The following is a 26,409-nucleotide window of genomic DNA, read 5'->3' on the forward strand; positions in this document are numbered from 1 at the left end:
TTAAGAATGAAGATCATAAAATTGACATTTGTCTTGTTTGGACTTTTCCTTTTAGGAAGTTGTAAATCGGCTTTAGAAAAAAAGACTTGGAAAGAAGGTATTTTGGTAGATGAATTTATTTACGATAAAGCGCCTTACCCGTCTTGCCATGCTGTAACAATTGTCGAAGCAACAAATGGAGATTTAGTTTCATCCTGGTTTGGAGGAACGCACGAAAGACATCCTGATGTTTGTATTTATGTAAGCATCAAGCCGAAAGGAAGTGATAAATGGGGCGAAGGCGTTAAAGTTGCCGATGGTGTGATGAAAGAAGGCCCGAGATTACCAACATGGAATCCGGTTCTGTATCAAATTCCGGGTGGAGATTTAATGCTTTTCTACAAAATCGGTCCAAAACCATCGGAATGGTGGGGAGTAATCAGAACTTCATCTGATGGCGGAAAAACCTGGTCTGAGGCTAAAAAAATGCCTGATGGATTTTTAGGACCAATCAAAAATAAACCGGTTTTATTAAGCAACGGAACATTATTATGTCCGTCAAGTATTGAAGGAGACGGTTGGAGACTTCGCATGGAATCTACTCCGGATTTCGGCAAAACATGGATAATGGGTGATACACTGCCAAGAGGAAAACAAAAAATCAACGCCATTCAGCCAAGTATATTATTCCACAAAGATGGCAGTATCCAAGCCATTGGAAGAACCAGAAACAGAGCTATTTTTAGCACATTTTCTAAGGATAACGGAAAAACATGGTCTGATGTAGAATTGATCGGATTGCCAAATAACAACTCCGGAACAGATGCGGTAACGCTTAAAAACGGAAAACATTTACTTGTTTACAATCACGTTTTGCCTCCGGGAACAGAAGCAAAAGGTCCAAGAACGCCTTTGAATGTTTCAATTTCTGATGATGGAATTAATTGGAAAGCCGCTTTGGTTTTAGAAGATTCAAAAATCAGTCAATATTCATATCCTTCTATGATTCAAAGTTCTGACGGAATGGTGCATATTGTTTACACTTGGAGAAGAGAAAAACTGAAATATGTAAAAGTTGATCCAAGTAAATTAAAAGCGCTTCCAATTAAAAACGGAATCTGGCCTGGAGACGAAAACAAAGTCGTAACCGCTGTTAAGGCTGAAGAAGAATAAGATTTTAAAATTTAACCATTAAGATATTAAGTTGCATTAAACTTAATTTTCTTAGATCATAAAGTAAGTTTATTAAGCAGCACACTTAACTTTCTTAATATCTTAATGGTAAAAAACTAATATTTATGAATTTAGCTTATTTTAAGAAAGGCAGTATTATCGTAATCTTAGCAGTTTTATCCTGCTCTTTCGATAGTTGCGCAACAGCTCAGTCATCAAACAAACAAAAATATAAAGTTGCGGTTTGCGATTGGATGATTTTAAAAAGACAAAAATTAGGCGCTTTTGGTTTGGCAAGCGAAATCAAAGCAGACGGAATAGAACTGGACATGGGCGGTTTAGGAAAAAGACCAACTTTTGACAGCAAATTGGGAGATCCCGTTGAAAGACAAAAGTTTCTCGATAAATCTAAAGAATTGCATGTGGGAATCAGTTCTATTGCCATGTCCGGATTCTATGCGCAGTCTTTTGCCAAAAGAGAAACCATCGAACCTATGATTAATGATTGCGTAAAAGCAATGAAAGACATGAAGGTAAAAGTGGCTTATCTTCCATTAGGAACAGAAAGTGATTTGGTTAAAAATCCGGAATTACGTCCGATTGTTATTGAAAGATTAAAATGGGCAGGAAAACAAGTAGGTAAAATTGGCGGTGTAATCGCGATTGAAACTTCGCTAAATGCTACAGAAGAGAAAAAATTACTAGAAGAAATAGATTCGAAATACATCAAAAGTTCTTTCAATTTTGCCAATGCAGCAGATAACGGAAGAGATATTCCATCGGAACTAAAAATATTAGGCAAAAAACATTTGGCTCAAATTCATGCTTCGAATACAGATAAAGTCTGGCTTGAAAATGATACGATGATCAATATGCCGGAAATCAAAAAAACGCTGGACGAAATGAAATGGAGCGGCTGGCTAATTGTAGAGCGCTCTCGTGACGTAACACAAGTGCATAACGTAAAAGCCAATTATGGCGCAAACGTGGCCTATTTGAAAAAGATTTTTCAGAATTAATAAGCTTGTAAAAGTGCTGATTACGTAAAAGTTAAACATTACAAGTTCACACTTTTAATCTGCGTTTATCTGCTTAAATCTGCCCGATCTGCGTGCCATTTTTTCACGTAGATTTACACAGATTTAAGCAGATTTGGCAGATTTAATTTATCTAGCAAAGAATAAAAATTACAATACAATGAAATATTTTACTTTACTTTTTTTAACGATTTACACCACTTTCGCAACAGCGCAAAACATTACTATTGTTAGTGATTCAAAATCGCCAAGAGTGCAGTTTGGAGTTGAGAAATTATCTGAAATTTTATCTCAAAAAGGCTTCAAAGTAACTCCTTCTGATAAAATAAATAAGAAAGACAAAGTCATTGTTATTGGTGAAAAAGGAACTGATTTTTGGAAACAAAATGCAAAAAGCGCTAAAATCGACGATAGTAAACTGACTAAAAAAGAAGGCTTTCAAATTCGCACTCAAAAAAATATCATTTATATTGAAGGAACAGATGCTTCTGGAGCTTTGTATGGCGCATTAGAATTAGCAGATCGTATCAAAGATTCAGGAAAACTTCCGTCAGAAATTAATATTGACGACAGTCCGGAAATGGTTTTGAGAGGAGCTTGTATCGGAATGCAGAAACCTGTTTACCTTCCGGGACGTGATGTTTACGAATATCCGTATACGCCTGAAACGTTCCCTTGGTTTTACGATAAAAAACTATGGGTAAAGTATTTGGATATGCTGGTCGATAACAGAATGAACTCGTTGTATTTATGGAACGGACATCCTTTTGCGTCTTTAGTAAAATTAAAAGAATATCCTTTTGCTGTAGAAGTTAGCGACGAAGATTTTAAAAAGAACGAAGAAATCTATAAATTCCTAACCGAAGAAGCCAACAAAAGAGGCATCTGGGTAATTCAAATGTTTTATAATATTATTGTTTCTAAGCCTTTTGCAGAGCATTATAACATAAAAACACAAGACCGTTCAAGACCAATTACGCCTTTACTTTCAGACTATACCAGAAAATCTATTGCGGCTTTTATCGAAAAATATCCAAATGTTGGATTAATGGTTTGTTTGGGAGAAGCAATCAATACGGTTGATGACGATGTAGAATGGTTTACGAAAACCATTATTCCAGGCGTTCGCGATGGATTGCAAGCATTAGGAAAAACAGAGGAACCACCAATTATCCTGCGTTCTCACGATACAGACGGGCCTTTGGTGATGGAAAAATCACTTCCGTTATACAAAAATCTATATACAGAAAGTAAATATACCGGAGAGTCTTTAACGACTTACACACCAGGCGGACCTTGGGGAGAAACGCACAAACAGTTAAGCGCTTTAAAATCGATTCATATAGAAAACGTACATATTCTGGCAAACTTAGAACCTTTCAGATACGGTTCACCAGATTTTATCCAGAAAACGGTAAAAGCCATGCACAGCGTTCACGGCGCAAATGCACTGCATTTATATCCGCAGGCTTCGTATTGGGATTGGCCGTATTCTGCAGATAAAACAAAAACAGGCGAAAGATTACTGGAAATGGATCGTGACTGGATTTGGTACAAAGCATGGGCAAGATATGCGTGGGACAGTAAAAGAGACAGAAAAGAAGAAGTTCAATTTTGGGATAAAGATTTGGCTGCTAAATACGGAACTGATTTAGAAGCGGCAAATAACATTCAAAAAGCGTATGATGAAACAGGAGAAATTGCTCCAAAAACATTAAGACGTTTCGGAATCACAGAAGGAAACCGTCAGACTTTATTATTAGGAATGTTCGAAAGCCAATTGGTTAATCCGGCAAAATGGCGTGTTTATCCGGGATTTCATGAATCGTGCGGACCAGTTGGCGAATTGCTTTTGGAGTATTCTAAAAAAGAATGGAACCATGAACCGCATGTTGGCGAACTTCCAACTCAGATTATTGCAGAAATTACCGGACACGGAAGATTAGCGGTTGAAGCGATCGATAAAGCCGAAAAAAGCGTAACCAAAGACAAAGAAGAATTTCTACGTCTTAAAAACGATATGCATGCTTACAAAGCTTTTGCCGATTTCTTTTCAGAAAAGGTAAAAGCAGCCTTATTGGTGTTGAGATACAGTTATTCAAATGATATTTCAGATTTGGATAAAGCACTTCCACATTTAGAGAAAAGCATCGAATATTACGAAACATTAGTAAATTTAACGAAAGATAGTTATCTATACGCCAACAGCATGCAAACCGCACAACGCCGAATTCCGATTGGAGGCGATGACGGAAACAACAAAACATGGGCAGAATTATTACCGCATTATGAACGTGAATTGGTTAATTTTAAAAGAAATTTAGAGTTGCTAAAATCATCAAAAGATGGTAAAATTGCAACCAAAGAAGGAAAGCCGTGGCAAACTGCAGAAGTAACTTTATTAAGCGAAAACAAAGGAACTTATGCCGTAAAAAATGGTACAAAAGTGTACGGAACGCCAATTTCTGAATTGACGAAAATAGCTCCTGAATTACAAAACCTGAAAGGAATTGCATTTGAGGAAACAGCGCAAAACGAGAAAGGAACGCATCTGAAATTTAAAAATACTAAACCCGTAAAATTGGTTGTTGGGTATTTCAATTCAGATCAAAAGCGATTTTTGTTTCCGCCAAGTTTAGAAACAGATGCAGCAGGAAACGCTTACGGTCAGGCCGAAGTAATTTTGGCAAGCGCTATGAATTTAAAAGAATTACCTCGTGTAAACATTCATACCTACACGTTTCAACCAGGCGAAAACGAATTGAATTTAGGAAAAGGAAGAGTGCTGATTTTAGGATTTATAGACGCCAACCAAACCATTACGCCACGCGATGTGGGTTATATTGATGCCGGAGAAAAAGGGGCGATTGACTGGTTGTTTTATTAAGTATAAGTATAAGGGGTTTAATTTGGGCGTGCCCCTCCGGGTCGGGCTTTCTGCTATATCTTTTATTCCGTCCCGATAGCCATCGGGACTTTCATAAAAGGATACCGCCTCAATCCCTCACGCGAACTCGTAGTTAATTTAGACCTGACAGGTTTTTAAAACCTGTCAGGTCTAAATTAAGAGAAATAAAATACACAATCTTGTCATTTCGACGGAGGAGAAATCACATAACGTAACCATACAGTACGTTGCTCTCTGGATGTGATTTCTCCTCCGTCGAAATGACAAATAAACGAGAAGTACACTTTCCTACAAGGTTTTCAAAACCTTGTAGGTATTCAAAGTCAACGTTATAAAAATTAATCCTACGAGGTTTTGGAAACCTCGCAGGGTCAAAAAAAGCATGAAGAAAACATTTTTTTTTATTTATTTTTTTTTAGTTTTTTGCTCTGCTCAGAGCCAGGTGAAACATGCATCAGCGGAATTACGTAGAGAAATTTCGCTGAATTCATCTTGGGAAACTATAATCTTAAATAATCCCGTTCAGCAAGATGAAAGCTTTGTGAACAACCCCAAAATTGATTCACAGTGGCAAAATGTAAATGTACCGCATAACTGGGATCAATATTACGGTTACCGCCGAATGAAACACGGCAATTTGCACGGAACTGCCTGGTACCATAAAACTTTTAAAGCTGATAAAAAAGACAAAGGCAAACGCCTTTTTTTGTATTTTGAAGGAGTTGGCTCTTATGCCACAGTTTGGGTAAACGGAAAAAAAGTCGGCTCACACAAGGGCGGAAGAACCACTTTTACAATCGATATAACAAACGCCGTTTCTTTTGATGGGAAAAACAAAATAATGGTCAAAGCAGATCATCCGTCGTTTATTGCAGATCTTCCGTGGGTTTGCGGTGGCTGTTCCGGCGAATGGGGATTTTCTGAAGGATCTCAGCCGCTTGGTATTTTCAGACCGGTTTCGTTAATTGTTACAGATGAGGTTCGTATCGAGCCTTTTGGTGTTCATATCTGGAATGATAAATCAATTTCTAAAGAAAAAGCGATTCTGCATACCACAACAGAAATTAAAAATTACGGAAAGTCAAATCGGAACTTAACGATCGAAAATATACTTTTTGATGCTGCAGGAAAACAGGTTGCTATAAGTAAAATCGATGTCAAAACCATTTCCGGAGAAACAAAAGAAATAACACACACACTTCCGGAAATTATAAATCCAAAATTGTGGTCTCCGTCAAGTCCTTATTTATACGAGTTGGTGACTTCCATTTTCGAAAATGGAAAGAAAATTGACCAATTAAAAACGCCATACGGAATTCGTTGGGTAAGTTGGCCAGTTAGCCGTGATGGAAAAGATAATCGTTTTTATATTAATGACGAACCTTTGTTTGTAAACGGAATTTGCGAATACGAACACATGATTGGAAACAGTCATTCGTTTTCAGATGAACAAATTCACGCCAGAATCGAGCAGATAAAAGCCGCAGGATTTAATGCGTTTCGAGAAGCGCATCAGCCACATAATTTACTTTATCAAAAAGAATTAGACGAAAACGGAATCCTTTTTTGGAGTCAGTTTTCGGCACATATTTGGTATGATACGCCAGAATTTAAAGAGAATTTTAAAACCTTGTTACGCGAATGGATTAAAGAACGCAGAAACAACCCGTCTGTCGTGATGTGGGGTTTACAGAATGAAAGCACAATTCCGAAGGAATTTGCAGAAGAATGCACGAAAATCATTCGTGAAATGGATCCGTTATCTGCTTCTCAAAGAATTGTAACCACTTGCAACGGCGGTGAAGGAACAGACTGGAATGTCGTGCAAAACTGGTCCGGAACTTACGGCGGTGATCCTTTAAAATATAATCTCGAAATGAGCACGCAACTCTTAAACGGAGAATACGGCGCATGGCGAACTGCAGATTTACACACCGAAGGAGAATTTGATCAAAAAGGAATTTTGAGCGAAAACAGATTTTCGCAATTAATGGAAATCAAAGTCCGCGAAGCCGAATCTGTAAAAGATAAAATCGCGGGACAATTCAACTGGCTTTTTGCATCGCATGAAAATCCGGGACGTTCTCAAAATGGCGAAGGATTTCGTGATATAGATAAGGTTGGACCCATCAATTACAAAGGACTTTTTACGGTTTGGGGAGAACCGCTGGACGCGTATTATATGTACCGCGCCAATTATGTTTCGAACAAAACAAATCCGATGGTTTATATTGTTTCGCATTCCTGGCCAAGTCGTTGGGATTCGGCAGGTATCAAAAATGGAATCGATATTTACTCCAATTGTGATGAAGTTGAGTTGTTTAATGATGTTGATAAATCATCTTTAGGAAAACTAAAAAATCCTGGAGTGGGACAGCATTTTCAGTTTAATAATGTCAATATTCAATACAATGTTTTGTATGCCGTGGGTTATGTAAACGGAAAAGCGGTTGCAAAAGATTATGTGGTTTTAAACACACTTCCAAAAGCGCCAAATTTAAACGAATTATATACAGATCAGGCTGATATTACGAAAGCAAAAAAAGGATACAATTATATTTACAGGGTAAATTGTGGAGGTTCTGAATTTACAGATTCAGCTGGAAATACCTGGTTTACAGATACACACAAAAACGGACAATATACCTGGGGATCTTTGTCATGGACAGATAAATTTGAGAAATTACCGGATTTTTATGCGAGCCAAAGAACTACTTTCGATCCAATTTCGGGAACAAAAGATCCTGGATTATTTCAAAGTTTCAGATACGGAGTTGATAAATTAAGTTATGAATTTCCTGTTGGAGATGGCGAATATTTGGTTGAGTTGTATTTTACAGAACCTTGGTACGGAACCGGCGGCGGTTTAAATTGCAAAGGCTGGCGTTTGTTTAATGTTGCCATTAATGACAATGTTGTTTTAAAAGATTTTGATATTTGGGGAGAAGCCGGACATGATAAAGCCTTAAAGAAAACCTTCTTGGTAAAAAGCAAAAACGGAAAAATCAGCATTAATTTCCCAAATGTAAAATCGGGGCAAGCCATAATTTCTGCCATTGCAATCGGAACTAAAAAGAGATTTGAGAAACCGGCAGATACATCACCAAAAAATATTCAGAATCTGGTTTTAAGTTCTTACGATAAAACGATTAGTCGAGTTGCGTCTTGGTTGGATATAAATTCCAAACAATATTCTGATGCTGATGTTATTTTTACCCAATTGCCTTCGGAGGTTTTTGGAGCAGATTATTTGCAGTTTTCTTCCAAATCAAAAGTTTCAGGTTCGTTTACGGTTAAAGAAGATTCGGATGTTTATTTTTTGATTGACAATACAATCAAAACACAATTTGCCTGGTTAGCTGATTATAAAAAATCAGAAGAAATGGCAAAAAATAGTAGTACTATTGAATTTGGTATTTTTTCGAAAAAAGTAAAAAAAGGAGAAAAAATCACCTTTGATAATTCAGAAATTGTGAATTCTATTATTGTCGTTCCTATTTATGATATGGGCGAAAAAGACGATTCGCGTCAGACTTTAGTTCTGGAAGCAGAAAATGCCAAAACAGCTGGAACCGATATTGTAAAAGGAAATTTTAAAAAAGCTGATTATATAGAGTTTACAAAAAAAACAAATAACAGCATTGAGTTTGAAGTAAAACCCGGAGTTGCCGGAATTTATTTAATGCGTTTTAAATTCATGAACAGAAACGAAACGCCATTAAAAGTAAAATTCAAAATGGAAGATGCCTACGGAATTTTAATGCGTAACGATACAATCGAATTTTTTCCTTCACCTGAAAAATGGAAGGTTTTGAATACGACATCAGGCGGATATATAAATGCAGGAACGTATAAAATTACTTTGGAAGGAGATGATTTGAAGGGGTTGATGTTGGATAATTTTGAATTTCAATAACGAGGTTTTGCCACGAAGGCACAAAGGCTCGAAGGTTTAATAAAGATTTTTATTGTAGAGACGCACAGCAGTGCGTCTACGTTCCAATTGTCCATACTGTTAGACGCACTGCTGTGTGTCTTTACGAAAACATTGTGACGTAAAATTTAAATAATGTAACCACAATCTTGTCATCCCGAGGAACGAGGGATCTCCACAAGTAACTCCGCAAAGGAATGTCGACAATTTTTGTAGAGCTTCTTGCGGAGATTCCTCCTCCGTCGGAATGACAAATAGGACGTAATTTGATTATAAAAATAAGTTTATGAACAAAAACATTTTAAAAAATACCGCAATAGCTTTAGCAATATTGCTTACCACAACATCTTTTGCCCAAGGAAAAAAAGCCAGAATTATCGAAGATTTCAATAAAAACTGGAATTTCAAATTGGGTGATTATCCATCGGCACCACAAAAAGATTTTAGTACTGCCGATTGGAGAACTTTGCAATTACCACACGATTGGAGTATTGAAGGCGCTTTTGACAAAGACAGTAAAACAAAACAAGCGCAAGGATTTTTACCGGCTGGAAAAGGCTGGTATCGTAAAACGTTTACCGTTCCTGCAAGCTTTAAAAGCAAAACTATTTCAGTAGAATTTGATGGTGTTTTTAAAAACAGCGAGGTATTCATTAACGGACATTCTTTAGGAATTCGTCCTAACGGCTATATTTCATTTTCTTATGATTTGTCAGCGTTTTTAAATTTTGGTCAGCCCAATATTATCGCTGTAAAAGTTGATAATGATGCACAGCCAAATTCAAGATGGTATACAGGATCTGGAATTTACAGAAACGTGCGTTTGGTTATCGCCGAAAAATTGCATGTTGCCGAATGGGGAACTTTTGTAACAACGCCGGAAATTTATAAAGAAAAAGCTTTGGTTCATTTAGAAGTTGAGGTTAAAAATGATTCGGATAGAGAAAAGGAATTTATATTGGTTTCTACCATTTTCGATAAAAATAATGATGACGTTGCCGAGGTACAAGCAACAGGAAAAATTGCAGCAAATTCATCTTCAAAAAAGATTCAGGATTTTACTTTAAAAAAGCCAAAACTATGGGATACGGAAAATCCATATTTGTATAAAATCATCACTAAAATTTATGAGAAAGGGGAATTGGCTGATAATTACGAAACACCGCTTGGAGTTCGTTTTTTTGATTTTGATGCCGAAAAAGGATTTTCATTAAACGGAAAATCAACGAAAATTTTAGGCGTTTGCCTGCATCATGATAATGGAGCTTTGGGTGCGGTTGAAAATATTCATGCGTTAAAAAGAAAGTTAGTTTTAATGAAAGAAATGGGCGTAAATGCCATTAGAATGTCACATAATCCGCATTCGTTAGAAATGATGCAATTGTGCGACGAAATGGGTTTTATTGTTCAGGATGAGGCTTTTGATGTTTGGAAAAAGAAAAAAGTAACCAACGATTATCATAAAGACTGGGATGCGTGGCATAAAAAAGATTTAGAAGATTTTATTAAAAGAGACCGTAATCATCCATCGGTTATGATGTGGAGTATTGGTAACGAAATCAGGGAACAATTTGATAGTACGGGAATTGCGATTACGAAAGAATTGGCGAAAATCGTAAAATCGTTAGATATTACACGTCCCGTAACTTCTGCTTTGACGGAGAATGTTATTGAGAAAAATTTCATTTATCAATCCGGTGCTTTAGATCTTTTGGGATTCAATTACAAACATGAAGATTATAAAGATTTTCCAACTCGTTTTAAAGGGCAGAAAATCATTGCTTCGGAAAGTGTTTCGGCTTTGGAAACGCGTGGACATTATGATTTTCCTGCGGATGGAATTAAAGCCTGGCCTCCAAAACATGGCGCTCCTTTTGATGGAAATGCAGATTGGACGGTTTCGGCTTTCGATCAGGTAAAATCGTATTGGGGCGCAACGCACGAAGAGAATTGGAAAACCATCAAAAAACAGGATTTCATGGCGGGAACTTTTATCTGGACGGGCTTTGATTATATCGGAGAACCAGACCCATACCCGTATCCGGCAAGAAGTTCTTATTTCGGAATTGTAGATTTGGCGGGTTTCCCAAAAGATGTGTATTATATGTATCAAAGTGAATGGACAACTAAACCTGTGTTGCATATTTTTCCGCATTGGAACTGGAAACCGGGACAGGAAGTTGATGTTTGGGCATATTACAATAATGCCGATGAAGTTGAATTATTCCTTAATGGAAAATCTCTCGGAAAAAAATCAAAACAAAACGACGATTTGCATATTTCATGGCGCGTAAAATTTGAGCCGGGAACGATAAAAGCCATTTCGAGAAAAAACGGAAAAGTAGTTTTAGAAAAAGAGATTCATACTGCCGGAGATGCTGCAAAAATTGATTTAAAAGCAGACAAACAAGTCATCAAAAATGATGGTTATGATTTGGTTTATATTACGGTTTCTATTACAGATGCCGTTGGAAATTCACTTCTAACAGCAAATGATTTAATTAATTTTGAAGTTACGGGCGGAGCAAAATTAGTTGGCGTTGATAACGGATATCAGGCGAATCTGGATTCTTTTAAAGCAAATTCGTGTAAACTTTTTAACGGAAAATGTATTGCGATTATTCAGTCGATTGGAAAGAGGGAAACAATAAAAATTAAAGCTTCGACGGGAAGTTTACCTTTTTCTACAATTGAAGTTAAAGTGGATTAAATTTATTGCCGCAACGTTTTTTGAACCATATAAGTTATATAAGTAGATTTAGATTTTTTCTTAACTGTACTTATATAATTTACATGGTTTGTTTTTTTATGTTTAACTAATCCAAGTTTCCCATTTTTCAATTATTTTCCATTTCCCATTTACTTTTTTCAAATATATGGCTTTTCCATTTCCGCAAAGGCTCCCACAATGATAACCTAATTGAACATATGCTTTTTGTCTGTCAAGAGAAAGAACCGGAATAGTCATTTCGTAAAATTTAAATGGATGAACTTTTTTATTCCTTATTATTGCTTTTTCAATTGTAATTGAGTTCAATTTATTAATTAAATATTTTTCAATTTTTAGTTTTTCAGGATTTGAATTTTGTTTTAATAGATAGAGAGAATCTTTAGATGAAAAAAAACTTTCTTCTTTGATCTTATTATTTATTAATTCGGTAATATAGATATCTTGAGGTGGTGGAGGTAGATTTAATCCATCATTTCTTTTTTCAGGAATGTAAATATTTAATCTCCTAAGTTCACTGCAAAACATTGTTGAGTCTTCACTTTTCGAAAATACATTCAAGCTGTCCTGAATTATTATTGCTTCAACAATCTCGTTGATATTTTTAATTTCTTCAGAAGCAATATTGGTTTCTTCTTTTTTGTTTTGGCAACTACAAAAAACAATAATTATAATTGTGTAAAGCGTTATTTTTTTCATGTATCTGTTAAGATTATATTTTGTTAAAGTAAAAGTAGAGAATTAATTTAAAAATGAACAAAACGTTTTAGATGTTAAGATTATACTTGCAGATTTTATAAAATAACTTATTTTAGCATATAAATAATATTTAAAAGCCGTAAAATGATTTGTACCATTTATTCTCATAATGTTGGATTTGATACTATTAAAGAATTAATCCTGTCCAGCTTCCCAAAAGGTAATGCTGTTATTAGTACTCAGGATGAATTTGATATTATCGATCTTGAAATAAAAGGAGGAATTCTGGGTTCTTCAAAAAAAATAAAAATTTCTTATCGCGAAAGACTTAAACCTTCTTATCAAATTCCAGAAATTAATGATTCTGATTTAACAGCAAATTTAAAGGGACTTTATGGCTATGTAGATTCATTGCCAACAGTAAATGAAAAAGTAAAAGATTTGTTTCTTCATAAAATACAAACCCTGAATTGCGAATTTTCGATTATTCAGGAAAAAGGTGAAGTAAAAGAGTTAAAAACAGCAATCGAAAATATAGCAAACGAACTTGATGCGGTTTTATTTGTTCAGCCTGATACGGCTATCAGTAAATCTAACGGGCAGCATTTTTTAGACAAGAATTTAAATCTGATCATTGACGGTGAAGGCAATTGTGAAATTGATGAACTAGATGTCAAAATCAATTCAGTTTATTTTGATGGAGATCAAAATGAACTGGAAGAAGATCAAAAAAACAGAAAAGAGAATAACGAAAAAATTCTGGAAGCAAAAGGCATAAAAATCAACAAAAATCTGCCTTGTATAGAATCTGAAGCCGAAACGACTATAAGAACACCAAAAGAAATTGCACAAAGAGTAAGCGTTTTGGCCATGACAAATTTAGTGGCTTTTAATAGTATTGATCCAGACGTAGCGATTGATTATTTGCAAAGTTATAATCTTTGGGATTTTGTTACAGAAAATGAAAAAGAGTTTCTGGCAGATCCAACAGATGACAAAAAAGCACAGGAAAGCTGGAAATGTGAAGGAATCTGGACTTTAATGTGGGCTTTGAAAAAGGTTGAAAACCTGGATTTCCCGGATGTGTTTTGCAATCTCGAAAATATAAGCCCCGAGGATTATCCCGTAGGTCCGGACAAAGATCCAAATGATTTTATAGATGCCATAGTTTCGACAAGATCTAAAAGTGAAATTTTGGATGCTGATGATTTGTATTACAGATACAATTGGGCTTGTGTTGACGAAAGAATTAATGGCAGAGAAATCGAAGGCATAAATCCGGGAATTGTTTATGAAAGACAATATGCCTTAAATTGGCTTATAAATTATATGGATCAGGATTGGGATTCTATTAGTTGTGATACCTAAAAAGCAAAAGCAAAATCAAAAACATAAACTAATTTGGAAACATTCAAAAATTCTGCAATTTTAGAAGAAATAGAAGTTAAAACAGATTTCTCGGTAAAGTCTTTTTTGGTTGTAGTTTTTACGGCAATCGCAGTTTTAATGATTTATAAATTGCCTAAAGAACTTCTTCAGTGGGAAAAGTTTAATCCTAATGGCATTTTTACCATTGCTTTTTTAGCGATTTCAATATTGTGTGTTTTGTCATGGTTATGGCTTTTGGATACTCAGCCAAAATTTATAATTAAGAAAGATGGTTTTTGGGTCAGAAAAACAATTCTTCCATTTTCTGCTCTTGAACTGATAAAATGGAATGAGATTAAGCATGTTGAATACGATTCCGTAAAAGAAAAAAGAGGAAGATCTTTTTTCCTGGTAATTCATAGAAAAGAAAGTTCAAAAACAAATAAAATAGAACTAAGTGAAATTGATCAGCCTAAAGAAGATGTTTTAGCTGTCATTAGAAAATTCACAACAATTATGAATTATGCTGACCGAATGAAAGTAACGCAATAATTTCATCTTAAATAATAAATAATGACAAAGAATATTATCATAATAGTTTTATGCAGTATTGTTCTTTTCTGCACAATTAATGAGTTTGGATATTTGTTTATGTCTATTCCGTCTTTTATCATTTTATCGTATTATTTGTCTGATTTAATTTTAAAAATTGTATACAAAAAAGGTCAGCCTAAACGAGAACTCAATAAAAATTTCCAATACATCCTTTTTATTGGTTTAATTCCGTCTGTATTTGTTTTCAGATATTTTGAAAACACAATTGGCGGATATAATTTGTTCTGGAAACTTGTGTTTTTAAGTTTGATTTTCAATAGTTTAATCGTTTTAATTTTAAGAAGATATCTTAATTCTAATGATGGATCAAAGTCAAATAATATATTTTGCATTTGTCTGTGTACTTTTATGTTGATTCCAAGTGTTGGAATCTTTATAAATACCAATATTTCTAATGAAATCGAAAAGCAAGAAACCAATATAATTAACTACAAAAAGATAAGTAAAAGTAGCAAAGGAGTACAAAACTATGAACTTTTCATCAAAACGGAATATGATAATAATGAAAGATTAGAAGTCCAAAAACAATTATATGAAGCGATTAAAGATGATAATGAAATAGTTTTGACTTTACGAAAAGGAATTTTAGATTACGATTACATTACAAAATTTGATGTGAAGTAAAACCATTCCTAATATAAAATAACAAATAACACCAACCCTTAAAACTCATTTTCCTCGGTCATATCTATAGTTTTTGGATGTAGGGTAACCAGTTGTAAAACGATGGCAGTAACAACTACAAATAATAGAAGTACAAAAATGTGCCTCATTCCGCCATTATCAGCAGCTTTTCCTAAAAATTCGGTGATAACAGCCCCGGCCGAAATACCAACAAAATTCATAATTCCGTATCCGGTAGCCCTGTAACGAGGCGCAACAAACTGACAAAGAATAGGCATGTTGTTGGTGTCGTATATTCCAAATCCAATTCCAAAAAGGATCGCACCAAAAATAATAGCTTCTATGTCACAACAGTAGCCAAATAAAAACAATGCCGGAATGGTAAGAAACAATCCAATAGCGCTGGTGTAAACTCTTCCTTTAAGATGTTTCATCACCCATTTATCTGAAATGGCACCACCAATTAAAACGCCAAAAAAGGAAGACATCGAAATCGTTACGGTTGCAATTGGTCCCGCTATAGACATGTCTAAATGTAAAGTTTCAGTAAATAAGGTGGGTAACCAGTTTTTGGCTGCCCAACCCGGTAAACTAGGTGCAGAGAAATAAAAGAGTAAAACCCAAAAGGAGATATTACCGAATAATATTCCCAACCCTTTGAACATTTGCCTGAATTCATAACTGACAGATGACTTTTTTGTAGGATCAAAAAAGTAAGTTTTCTTTTCCTGTAGAAAAAATATCAGTACTAAACTGTAAAGTACACCTAGTAAACCTACGGAGTGAAAGCTGAAATGCCAGGAAAAATGTTTAGAAACAGTAGCTCCAAAACCACCCAGCGCCTGTCCTAAATAAATTCCCGTGGTATGAATTGCAATCGCAAAAGAGCGAGTTTTTTCCTGATGGTAATCTGCAATTAAGGATAATGCAGCTGGAATATAAAAAGCTTCACTAAAACCCATAATTCCGCGTAAAATATAAATTTGATTGAAAGTTGTGGCATACCCCATCGCCATTGTAACCCCAGACCAAATAAAAAGACTGCCTATGATTATTCTTTTTCGGTTAAATCGATCCGCAATAATTCCGGAAACAGGGCTCATTAGAGCATAGATCCAAAGGAAAATAGCCATTAAGAGACCGAAATTTTCAGCTTTAGCCAATTCAGGAATGTCATCCATCATCGCTGATTTCATAGTAGAAAGCATTTGTCGGTCTAAATAATTAAGTAAAGCTACAAACCACAACAAGCCCACAACAATCCATGGATAGGATTTTTTTTCATTCAATTTTGCAATCATTTTCTTTTTTCAAAATAATGGCCGAATATACGAATTCAAACGCAACAGGGAATAATTGTTTTCCATCTGTGCTGCATAAATTAAAAGTAAATAAATTTAATTGTTGTCTCATTCAGAATAATCTATTCTAATACACTAATAAAAAAACTCCATTAGCAATAATGGAGTTTTTTTATGCTCGTCATTTTGGCTAATGCAAACTCCAAAATGGCTAATTCCAACCTTATACTTCGGCTGATCTTTGCATTATAAATTTAAAACAATTAAAAATGCAAAAGACAATTTTTATTACAGGAGCTTCATCAGGATTAGGAAAATCAACAGCAAAATTATTTCAAAGCAAAGGCTGGCAGGTAATTGCCACAATGCGAAATCCTGAAAAGGAAACCGAATTAAATCAATTAAAAAACGTAATTCTACTTCCGCTTGATGTTTCAAATTCGGAACAAATAAAATCTACTATCAAAAATGTTACAGAGAAATATTCGGTCGATGTTGTGCTGAACAATGCCGGATATGGTTTAATAGGTGCTTTAGAATCTTTGAATGAAGAACAAATCGAACGTCAAATCGAGACCAATTTATTGGGAGTTATTAAAGTTTCTAAGGCTTTTGTATCTCACTTTCGTGAAAAGAAAAGCGGAACGTTTATTAATATAACGTCGACTTTTGGATTAATGGGTTTTCCGACTTGCTCTATTTACAGCGCTACAAAGTTTGCGGTTGATGGTTTCTCTGAAAGTTTAGCTTCTGAATTAGTGCAATTCGGAATTCAGGTAAAAGTAATCGCGCCGGGTGGAATGCAGACTGATTTTACGACACGATCTATGGATGGTGGGCAACATGAAACGTATGAAAAGCTAACCACTGAAGTAAGCAAAGGTTATAGTGAAGAGCAAATTAGCAATTATACAAAAGCCGAAGATGTTGCCCAAATTATTTACGAAGCAGCGACCGATAATAAAGCTCAATTGCGATATATTGCCGGAAACGACGCAAACGCTTTATACGATGAACGTTTGAAATTGGGTGCCGAAACTCAGGTGCAAAATATCAAAACAATGTTTACTTTTTAATTTCGAAACAGATGAAAAATAAAGCGATAGAATTGACTACTTTTAAACTAAATGGTTTTACAACACAACAATTTATTGAGGCCAATGCAGAAATTGATGCATTTTTAAAACTTCAAAATGGATTTTGTTCCAGAACCATTTTCGAATTAAAAAAAGGTGTTGTTTATGATATGCTCGTTTGGGACAGCACCCAAGACGGCACAAATGCAATGCATAAATTAATGACAGAATTGAGTGATTCGGTTGTACACGATATGATCGATCAAAGTTCTGTAAGCTGGAATATTGCGCCAGTAGAACATTTTGTAAATTTGTACAATAGTATTGCTAAAAATGAAAAATCAGCCTAAAATATTCCAGTCGATATCAGAACTGCATAAAGCGATGGGGCAGCCAAAACCAATGCATCCGCTGATTAGTATTTTGGATTATGGTAAAGCGATTTTTGACCCCAAGGATTTTGAACAGGGAATCATTTTAGATTTTTACAAGATATCTTTCAAGACAAATTTCTCCGGAAAATTGCGATACGGACATGGATTTTATGATTTTGAAGAAGGCGGAATGTCGTTTGTGGCACCAGGACAAATTTTAAAGATGCAGGAAGAAGAAGCGGATTATAGCGGAATGTCGCTTAATATTCACCCTGATTTTATTCGGCCTTATACTTTAAATGAAAATATTAAAAAGTATGGTTTTTTCTCGTATTCCGCAGCCGAAGCTTTGTATTTGTCAGAGAAAGAAAAGGAAACAATTCTGGCGGTTTTTGCTAATATTCAGGACGAACTCGATCAGCGAATTGACACTTTTAGTCAGGATGTAATTATCTCGCAATTAGAATTGTTGCTTAATTACAGCAATCGGTTTTACAACAGACAGTTTATTACCCGAAAAGCGGTTAATAATGACGTGCTTTCTAAACTAGAAAACCTGCTCGAAGATTATTTTAATACCGAAAAACCGCTTGAAAATGGTTTGCCAACGGTACAATTTGTGGCAGATGAATTGCAATTGTCATCAAGATATTTGAGCGATTTATTGCGAAGTGTTTCTGGACAAAATACGCAGCAGTTTATTCATGACAAATTGATCGAAAAAGCAAAAGAATACATTGCAAAAGGAACTTTATCTATTGCTGAAATTGCTTATAAATTAGGGTTTGAACATCCGCAATCGTTCAATAAATTATTCAAGAAAAAAACGAATGTAAGTCCGGTAGCGTTTCAGGAATTATTCAATAAAAATTAAATTATGGCATCAATAAATTTTGAACAATTAAAAGAACGCTCTTTAAAAATAAGAGCAAAATACCGAGAATTGGAACTTACACATCACGGTAGCGAATGGACGGTTGAAGAAGATGCATTGGCTTTTTTAACTGATGCAGGTTTAGTGGGGCGTCACGTAATGTCGCAGCAAGGAAGGTGGCCAAAAGCAAATACAGAAGAAGAATTAAAACATAAATTGGGAGAATCTATTTGGTGGCTTACCGTTTTGGCAGAAAGAATGAATATCAATATTGAAGAAGCAACTCAAGAGTTTTTAACCAAAACAGAAGAATTGTTTGAGTAATACGTTTGATTGATTTTCTTCGATTTAAATAAACAAATTTAAAAACTCCATTAGCAATAATGGAGTTTTTTGTTTTAATGAATTAAGATTATAAATAGTAAGATGATTTTATTCATATTTCAGATATTTCAAAATATCAGTTTTTGTTGCCGCATAAGCTCTTGAAAGCACAATGATTAAAGTTAGAATTAATAACACAACAAATCCTAAAATAAAAGGAATTATGCTAATGTCGATTCTAAAAGCAAAATTCTCCAGCCATTTATTCAACAAATAATAAACAGGAAACAGCGCAATTAAAAAACCAACAATACAATACAAAACATATTGTTTCGACAGTTCTTTCAACAGCACATTTGTTTCGGCGCCAAGTGTTTTTCTGATGGCAATTTCTTTCATTCGTCTTTGTATCGAATAAGAGGCAACCGCAAATAAACCAAAAAGTGCAATTAGGATTACGACGATATTCAGTAATGAAAACAAGTTCTTTTGCTTAATATAAGATTCGTAAGTTCTCGCATATTCTTTGTCAACAAAATCATATCGAAAAGGATATTCGGTATCCACTTTTGCCCATAATTTTTCAATCCTTTTAATCGTAGTTTCCAGATTATCAGATTTTACTTTTATGTAAACCCTGTTGATGTTGTGCGCCATATTAAAGGTTTTAATGTGATAGAAAACAATTGGCGGCACTTTTAATTCCGGGCTCAGTAAATTAAAATCTTTAACAATACCAATGATTTTTAATTTCTGATCGCGTATCAGAAGTTCTTTCCCAATAGGATTTTTAAGCTTCATTAAATTTAAAGCACTTTCATTTATTATAACCGAATTAACGGTATCAGAAGCTAATTTTCTATCGAAATTTCTGCCTTCTTTCATTTTAACATTCAGCATTTCAAGTAAACCATAGTCTATAGCGATACCTCTTTCTTTAAAAAGTTCATTGTTATAAAGAACGGGTGAAATCGAGTTATCAGATCCATCAAAACAAATAAGTCCGGTTGAAATTTGTTCAACACCTTTAATTTTGCCCAATTCCTGTTTTAAAGTATTGTATTTAGCAGAAATGGTTTGTTCTGCATTTTCGGATGTATATTCTGCCAACGGAATATTTAATGGAATTGTAAGAACCTGATCACCTTTAAAACCGAGATCCTTATTCTGTAAATATTGAATTTGCTGATAAACGATGTTAGAACCAATTATAAAAAAGGCCGCAATTGCAAATTGAAAAATCAGCATTCCGTTGCGAAGCCAGATTCCGTTTTTGCTTCTTTCGAAATTTCCTTTCAGAACTTTAAAAGTTTCGAAATTGGACACATAAATTGCCGGAAATAATCCTGCTGTCAAAATTGTAATGATGAAAATCAATATCAATTGTATGTAAAACTGACTGGCAAGAAGTACAATGTTTTTGTTTAAAAAGTTGTTGTAATACGGCAAAGTCAGTTCTACAATTACTAATGCCAGTAAAATAGAAAAACTCGTGGTTAAAACCGTTTCAAAAAGAAATTGTACAATAATATTACTTTTAGATGCACCCGAAATTTTGCGTATTCCAACTTCTTTAGCCCGCTTTACGGCATTTGCAGTTGCGAGATTGATGTAATTAACAATCGATAAAGTGAGAATTAAAACGGATAACCCCATCATGATCATTAAAAACTGATAATTTCCCCGTGTTTCAGGATATCCGTCTGCAATCGAATGTAATCTGGCTTTTGACAATGGCTCAAGAACAACGTTAAAATAACCTACTTTTTTAGCCATCTCTTTGGGAGTAAAACCTGCTTCTTTGGAAAGTCGCGTAATAAAATCGTGGTTGTAAATTCGTTCGAGTTTCTTTCTTGTAAGATCAACTTTTGACGGGTCTTTTACTTTTAATAATAACTTTAAAATAAACGGATTTATGTGTCCGGAAGTTGTCAGTTCCTTCATTTTATTGATGATGGCATTTGGCGCAATCGAAGAATTTCCAGGAATATGATATACGGCCCGTACAGAAAACAACTGGTCAAAGCATTTTATTTGTTTTCCAATAGGATTTTCATTTCCAAAAATTCTTTTAGCCGTAATATCTGAAATAGCAATGCTGGAATCATCTTTTATAGCTGAAATTGCATCGCCCAGAATAATTTTGAAAGGAAAAAAAGAAAAGAAATTTTGTTCGACATTGATAATTTTATCTACAAATTCCTTTTTTCTGTTATAAATAATTTTATCCTTTTGATACCAACTGTCCGCATACATTATAGTTTCGATATTTGGATCTTCATCCAACGCAGGTTTTAAAAATAAGGCACAATCTGACCATGCCGGCATATCGCTTAGTTGAATCAAAACCTGATAAACATTGTCTTTTTCAGGATTCCAGTCGTTGTAATTTTGTTCGTCGTTCCAGTAAAGCAGTGCAAAAATCAGCCCGGCAATTCCTATTGACAATCCGAGAATATTCAGAAAAGAGAAAAGCATGTTGTGCTTTAATCGGTAAATAAATATATTGATATAGTTTAGTATCATTTATTCGTATTTTAAATATTTCAGGATATCTACTTTTGTTACTTGGTATGCTTTTGCCAAAACAACGGCAAGTGTCAGGAATAATAAAGACACAAAGGCAAGAATAAATGGTAAAATTGGAATATTGATGCGAAAGGCAAAATCTTCGAGCCAGTTTTTTAATAAAATATAAGCCGGAATAATTCCGATTAAAAATCCGATAATGCAGAAAACCACATATTGTTTAGAAAGTTCTTTTAGTAAAATATTGGTCTCAGCACCAAGGGTTTTTCTAATAGCGATTTCTTTAAATCTTCTTTCCATAGAAAACGATGCCAAGGCAAACAATCCGAAAACGGCAATTAGAATTACAACCAGATTCAAGAGAGCGAATAAATTTCTTTGATCTTCATACTTTTTGTAGGTTTTGGCGAAATTTTTATCCACAAAATTGTATTCGAAAGGATATTCTGAATCCACTTTTTTGGACCAAAAATTCCTTAGGGAAGCAATAGTTTTGGAAATATCTTTTGGCGAAATCTTTACAGAAACGTATTCTATATTGCCTTGCGTCCATTTCTGAGTATTTATATGGAATAAAATCATAGGATTAATTTCATTGTCTAAACCAGAATAATGGAAGTTTTTAACGATTCCCACAACTTTATATTTTTCGCCATTCCAGCCGATTATTTTATCCAAAGGATTTTTTTCCTGCAAAGTTTTGGCTGCCACTTCATTCAGTAAAACATTAGAAATAGTATCGGATGCCAGTTTATCTGTGAGCGATCTTCCTTTTATAACTTTTATTCCCAACATTTCCAGCATTCCAAAATCAAACCCGATTTGCTGAATTACTGTCACTTTATTGTTGTAAAATAAACCACCTCTTGAACTTTCGTTTTCTCCAATAGAAAATGCTCCGGCAGAAACGGCTTCGACACCGTTAATTTTTTGTATTTCCTGTTGGATGCTTTTGTATTGCTCAAATTTACCTTTGCCTTTTTGTTCCCTAAAAGCGATATTCATGATTTGAGATCCTTTAAAGCCTAAATCTTTTTCTACCATAAAATTGACCTGTTGGTAGACAATAAAAGAACCGATAATAAAAAAAGCAGCAATCGAAAATTGTATAACCAGCATACTGTTTCTAATCCATATTCCACTTTTACTGCGGGAAAAATTTCCTTTTAAAACATTCAAAACGGCAAAATTTGAAATGTAAACTGCCGGAAAGACTCCACAAACAAAAATCACGACGATGAAGATTAAAACGAGCTGTAGGTAAAATTGTGATCCGGCGAGAATTAATTCTTTGTTTAAAAATTGATTGTAAAATGGCAGCGAAATTTCAACAATTACGAGTGCTAGTAATACGGAAAATAAGGTAATTAACGCAGTTTCAAATACAAACTGAAACACAATTTGCAATTTTGTAGCGCCAATAATTTTTCTGACGCCTACTTCTTTTGCCCGTTTTATGGCATTCGCCGTGGCTAAGTTGATATAGTTTACAATCGATAATATTAAAATTAAAATAGACAGCGCCATTAATATTTGTAAAAACTGAAGGTTTCCTGTTCCTTCCGGAAACGGATAATTCCCTTTGTAAAGTCTTGAGTTTTCAAACGGAAGTAATTTAACTTTGAAGGGTTCACCGAATTTTTTTATAAATGCTTCAAGGGTCATTCCTTCTTTTCTTGCCTGCCTTTTATAGTTTTTTTCGATAAACAATTGTTCCATACTTTTAATGACAAGTCCTGCATCGTTTTTCTTTTTTAGTTTTAAGATTAAACCAAAATTAAAACCCCAATGGTCTTTAAGATGTTCCAGGTCTTCTTCAATAATGTTGGTGACTGCATTCGGCATAACAACTGATTTTCCGGGTATTCTATAGACACCTCGAACGACAAATAATTTGTCAGCATATTTTACCTGTTTGCCAACAGGGTTTTCATTCTTAAATAAGCGAAAGGCTGTTTCTTCAGAAAAAACAATGCTTTGAGGATCGTTCAGCGCACTTTTTGCATCACCGTATTTGAATTCAAATGGAAAGAAAGAAAAGAAACTGTTTTGGGCCGAAAACAGTTTATCTACTAATTCTATTTTGCCATTGTATTGTATTGTTTCTTTTGTGTAATAAGTATTGAAATAGCAATAATTTTCTAAATACGGAGTGGTTGATTTTATAGCCGGCGCAGTAATAGCAGAGTTTGAAGCCATGATATTGCCTTCTCCCAAATCATTCATCACGATAAATGTTTTATCATTTGAAGTATTCCATTTATCATAAGAATGTTCATCGTTCCAATACAAAATCGAAAAAATTAATGCCGCAATTCCAATACTCAGGCCCAGAATATTCAAAGCTGTAAAAAGCTTATTGTTTTTAATGTGGTATATAAATATGTTTATCCAGTTAAGTATCATAGTTTTAGTTGTAGCGTTAAGAATAAAAAGAAGAAAATTGTCTTTTTTTATTCATATTTCAGATATCTCAAAACATCAATTTTAGTCACCTGATACGCTTTTGCCAAAACAATGGTCAAGGTCAAAAACATCAAACAAACAAATGCAGCAAAAAACGGAAGTAAAGGAATATCGATTCTAAAGGCAAAATTCTCCAGCCATTTTTGTAATAAAAGATAAGCAGGCAGTATTCCGATTAAAAATCCGATAATGCAGAAAATCACATATTGTTTAGATAAACCTTTCAGTAAAGTATTGGTTTCCGCGCCAAGCGTTTTTCTGATGGCGATTTCCCGTAATCTTCTTTCCATAGAAAAAGAAGCTAAAGCAAACAATCCGAAAATGGCGATTAAGATTACTACAATGTTTAATAAAGCAAATAAGTCTCTTTGGTTTTCATATTTTTTATACGATCTGGCAAAGTTTTTATCTACAAAAACATATTCAAACGGATATTCGGAATCGACTTTTGTTTTCCAGAACTTTCCAATATTATCAATGGTTTGAGGCATATCATTTGGTGAAATTTTGACTGATATTGTATGCATTTCACTTTGAGACCATGATTGTGTTTTAATGTGATAGAAAATCATTGGGCCAATTTTGTTTTCAAGACCAAAAAAATTAAAGTCTTTTACAATTCCAACTACCCTGTAATTGCCATCTTGCCAATTTACTACCTTATTCAACGGGTCTTTTTCCATTAATGTTTTTGCTGCAGTTTCATTTAATAAAATATTTGAAATCGTATCTGAGGCAATTTGTTCTGTTAAATCACGGCCTTTTATCACTTGAATACCCAGAAGCTTCAGTATTCCAAAATCAACACCCATTTGCTGCGTTATAACTTCCTGATGCGTTTTATAATGTAAACCAGCCCATGAATTTTCGATGCCCCCAATAGAAAATGATGCTGCAGAAACAGCTTCAACACCGGTAATTTTTTGAAGTTCCTGTTGAACTGCTTTATAGCGGTCAAACTGTCCTTTTCCTTTTTTAGACTTAAATGAAATGTCTATAACTTGTGCTCCTTTAAAACCCAAATCTTTTTCGGCCATAAAATTTACCTGTTGGTACACAATAAAAGAACCAATGATAAAAAATGTGGCAATAGCAAATTGTAAAACCAGCATTCCATTACGAAGCCAAATCCCGCTTTTGCTTCTCGAAAAATTTCCTTTTAAAACTTTCAGTACTTCAAAATTTGAGATGTAGATGGCAGGAATAACACCGGAAACAAAAACAACAAGAATGAAAATCAATACTAATTGAAGATAGAATTGACTTCCGATAAGAATGAGATTTTTGTTTAATAAAGCATTATAAAAAGGCAATGAAAGTTCTACAATTACCAATGCAAGCAATACAGAAAACAGCGTAATTAATACAGTTTCAAATACAAATTGCATTATGATTTGCAATTTTGAGGCGCCAACAACTTTTCTTATTCCAACTTCTTTCGCACGTTTTACAGCATTTGCAGTTGCCAGATTAATGTAATTGGCAATCGATAATAACAAAATAAGTATGGATAAACCTATCAATATTCGCAAAAAAATCACATTGGCACTTCCTTCCGCAAACGGGGTGTTTCCGTTATATAGTCTTGCACTTGTAAGCGGTAACAACTGTGCTTTAATAGGTTCTCCGTATCTTTTTATGAACGACTCAAGATCTAAACCTTCTGCCTTTGCCTGTTTTTTATAGTTTTCTTCAAGAAAGATTTGATCTAGTTTTTTAATGACAGCGGTTGTATCTCTTGCATTTTTTAGCTTAAGCATTAATCCGTAATTCAACCCCCAGCTTTCTCTGTTTTTTTCTAAATCATCTTCTATTACCGTTGTAACTGCAGATGGCATCACCGAAGATTTTTCGTTTAATCGATATACTCCACGAACCACGAAAATTCGTTCTGCATATCTGACTTGTTTCCCCATCGGATTTTCGTCTTTAAATAGACGTGAAGCTGTTTCTTCAGAAAGAGCAATGCTGTTGCGATCGTGAATAGCGCTTTTTGCATTACCGCGAATAAATTCGAAAGGAAAAAAAGAAAAGAAACTGCTTTGTGCCGTTAAAATCTTATCAACTAATTCTGTTTTTCCATGATATTGTATTGTTTGTTTAGAGTAATTGTTTCTAAAATAGCAATATTCATCTAAATAAGACGTGGTCGATTTTAAAATAGGAGCAGGAATTGCAGACGATACAGCCCAGATATTTCCTCCTCCAAGATTACTCATAACCGAATAGACTTTGTCTTTTTCGGGATTCCATTGATCATACGAATGTTCTTCATTCCAGTACAAAATCGCAAAAATTAATGCTGCAATTCCAATGCTTAAACCCAAAACATTCAAAGCTGTATAAAGCTTATTGTTTTTGATATGATATATAAATATGTTTGTCCAGTTTTTTAGCATT

17 protein-coding genes are annotated in these 26,409 nt (G+C 34.4%); 12 read left to right on the plus strand and 5 right to left on the minus strand.

Features of this window, described 5'->3' with window-relative positions:
- Positions 1 to 6: 6 nt before the first annotated feature.
- From RT99_RS16035 to RT99_RS16055, 5 genes are all read left to right on the plus strand, one after another.
- On the plus strand, positions 7 to 1,152 hold the full coding sequence (locus RT99_RS16035; protein ID WP_042565772.1) for an exo-alpha-sialidase: 1,146 nt from the start codon (positions 7 to 9) through the stop codon (positions 1,150 to 1,152).
- A gap of 125 nt (positions 1,153 to 1,277) precedes the next feature.
- A complete protein-coding gene (locus RT99_RS16040) occupies positions 1,278 to 2,171 on the plus strand; it encodes a sugar phosphate isomerase/epimerase (protein WP_042565773.1) in 894 nt (297 codons plus the stop codon).
- A 178-nt stretch (positions 2,172 to 2,349) separates the two neighbouring features.
- Entirely contained in the window at positions 2,350 to 5,076 is a 2,727-nt protein-coding gene (locus tag RT99_RS16045) for a glycoside hydrolase family 20 zincin-like fold domain-containing protein (RefSeq protein WP_052483722.1), read from the plus strand.
- 403 nt (positions 5,077 to 5,479) lie between these two features.
- A complete protein-coding gene (locus RT99_RS16050; protein ID WP_042565774.1) occupies positions 5,480 to 9,013 on the plus strand; it encodes a malectin domain-containing carbohydrate-binding protein in 3,534 nt (1,177 codons plus the stop codon).
- A gap of 304 nt (positions 9,014 to 9,317) precedes the next feature.
- Entirely contained in the window at positions 9,318 to 11,741 is a 2,424-nt protein-coding gene (locus RT99_RS16055) for a glycoside hydrolase family 2 TIM barrel-domain containing protein (RefSeq protein ID WP_042565775.1), read from the plus strand.
- A 102-nt stretch (positions 11,742 to 11,843) separates the two neighbouring features.
- Here RT99_RS16055 and RT99_RS16060 read toward each other — a convergent pair whose 3' ends face one another.
- On the minus strand, positions 11,844 to 12,458 hold the full coding sequence (locus RT99_RS16060; RefSeq protein ID WP_042565776.1) for a hypothetical protein: 615 nt from the start codon (positions 12,456 to 12,458) through the stop codon (positions 11,844 to 11,846).
- Positions 12,459 to 12,602: 144 nt separating this feature from the next.
- Between RT99_RS16060 and RT99_RS16065 the strand changes: the two genes are divergently transcribed.
- The 3 genes from RT99_RS16065 to RT99_RS16075 are packed head-to-tail and all read left to right on the plus strand — an operon-like array spanning position 12,603 to position 15,065.
- Positions 12,603 to 13,826, plus strand: a complete 1,224-nt coding sequence (locus RT99_RS16065) for a DUF4272 domain-containing protein (protein ID WP_042565777.1) — start codon at positions 12,603 to 12,605, stop codon at positions 13,824 to 13,826.
- A 33-nt stretch (positions 13,827 to 13,859) separates the two neighbouring features.
- The gene (locus tag RT99_RS16070; protein ID WP_042565778.1) at positions 13,860 to 14,378 is read left to right on the plus strand and encodes a hypothetical protein; all 519 of its coding nucleotides are present in this window, start codon (positions 13,860 to 13,862) and stop codon (positions 14,376 to 14,378) included.
- Positions 14,379 to 14,399: 21 nt separating this feature from the next.
- Positions 14,400 to 15,065, plus strand: coding sequence for a hypothetical protein (locus RT99_RS16075; protein ID WP_131494924.1), 666 nt, complete (start codon positions 14,400 to 14,402; stop codon positions 15,063 to 15,065).
- A 38-nt stretch (positions 15,066 to 15,103) separates the two neighbouring features.
- On the opposite strand, the gene RT99_RS16080 is transcribed toward RT99_RS16075, so the two are convergent.
- Complete coding sequence (locus RT99_RS16080; RefSeq protein ID WP_042565780.1) at positions 15,104 to 16,366, minus strand: MFS transporter; 1,263 nt, start codon at positions 16,364 to 16,366, stop codon at positions 15,104 to 15,106.
- Positions 16,367 to 16,635: 269 nt separating this feature from the next.
- Here RT99_RS16080 and RT99_RS16085 point away from each other — a divergent pair, with 269 nt between their 5' ends.
- The 4 genes from RT99_RS16085 to RT99_RS16100 are packed head-to-tail and all read left to right on the plus strand — an operon-like array spanning position 16,636 to position 19,014.
- Positions 16,636 to 17,442 (plus strand): SDR family oxidoreductase, encoded by an 807-nt coding sequence (locus tag RT99_RS16085; protein WP_042565781.1) that lies wholly within the window; start codon positions 16,636 to 16,638, stop codon positions 17,440 to 17,442.
- Between the two features lie 11 nt (positions 17,443 to 17,453).
- Complete coding sequence (locus RT99_RS16090) at positions 17,454 to 17,792, plus strand: hypothetical protein (RefSeq protein ID WP_042565782.1); 339 nt, start codon at positions 17,454 to 17,456, stop codon at positions 17,790 to 17,792.
- Positions 17,776 to 18,690 carry an AraC family transcriptional regulator gene (locus RT99_RS16095; RefSeq protein WP_042565783.1) on the plus strand — a complete coding sequence of 305 codons (915 nt, stop codon included), beginning with the start codon at positions 17,776 to 17,778 and terminating at the stop codon, positions 18,688 to 18,690. The genes RT99_RS16090 and RT99_RS16095 overlap by 17 nt, the downstream gene beginning before the upstream one ends.
- 3 nt (positions 18,691 to 18,693) lie before the next feature.
- Entirely contained in the window at positions 18,694 to 19,014 is a 321-nt protein-coding gene (locus tag RT99_RS16100; RefSeq protein WP_042565784.1) for a MazG-like protein, read from the plus strand.
- Between the two features lie 108 nt (positions 19,015 to 19,122).
- Here the strand turns inward: RT99_RS16100 and RT99_RS16105 are convergent, their stop codons facing one another.
- Genes RT99_RS16105 through RT99_RS16115 form a run of 3 tightly spaced genes read right to left on the minus strand, consistent with a single transcriptional unit; the run spans position 19,123 to position 26,408 of the window.
- Positions 19,123 to 21,540, minus strand: a complete 2,418-nt coding sequence (locus tag RT99_RS16105) for an ABC transporter permease (RefSeq protein ID WP_042565785.1) — start codon at positions 21,538 to 21,540, stop codon at positions 19,123 to 19,125.
- Positions 21,541 to 23,949, minus strand: coding sequence for an ABC transporter permease (locus RT99_RS16110; RefSeq protein ID WP_042565786.1), 2,409 nt, complete (start codon positions 23,947 to 23,949; stop codon positions 21,541 to 21,543). It lies immediately after the preceding gene.
- A 47-nt stretch (positions 23,950 to 23,996) separates the two neighbouring features.
- A complete protein-coding gene (locus RT99_RS16115; protein WP_042565787.1) occupies positions 23,997 to 26,408 on the minus strand; it encodes an ABC transporter permease in 2,412 nt (803 codons plus the stop codon).
- Position 26,409: the final 1 nt, after the last annotated feature.

Origin of the sequence: Flavobacterium sp. MEB061 (genome assembly GCF_000834715.1) — a bacterium.
Lineage (GTDB): Bacteria > Bacteroidota > Bacteroidia > Flavobacteriales > Flavobacteriaceae > Flavobacterium > Flavobacterium pectinovorum.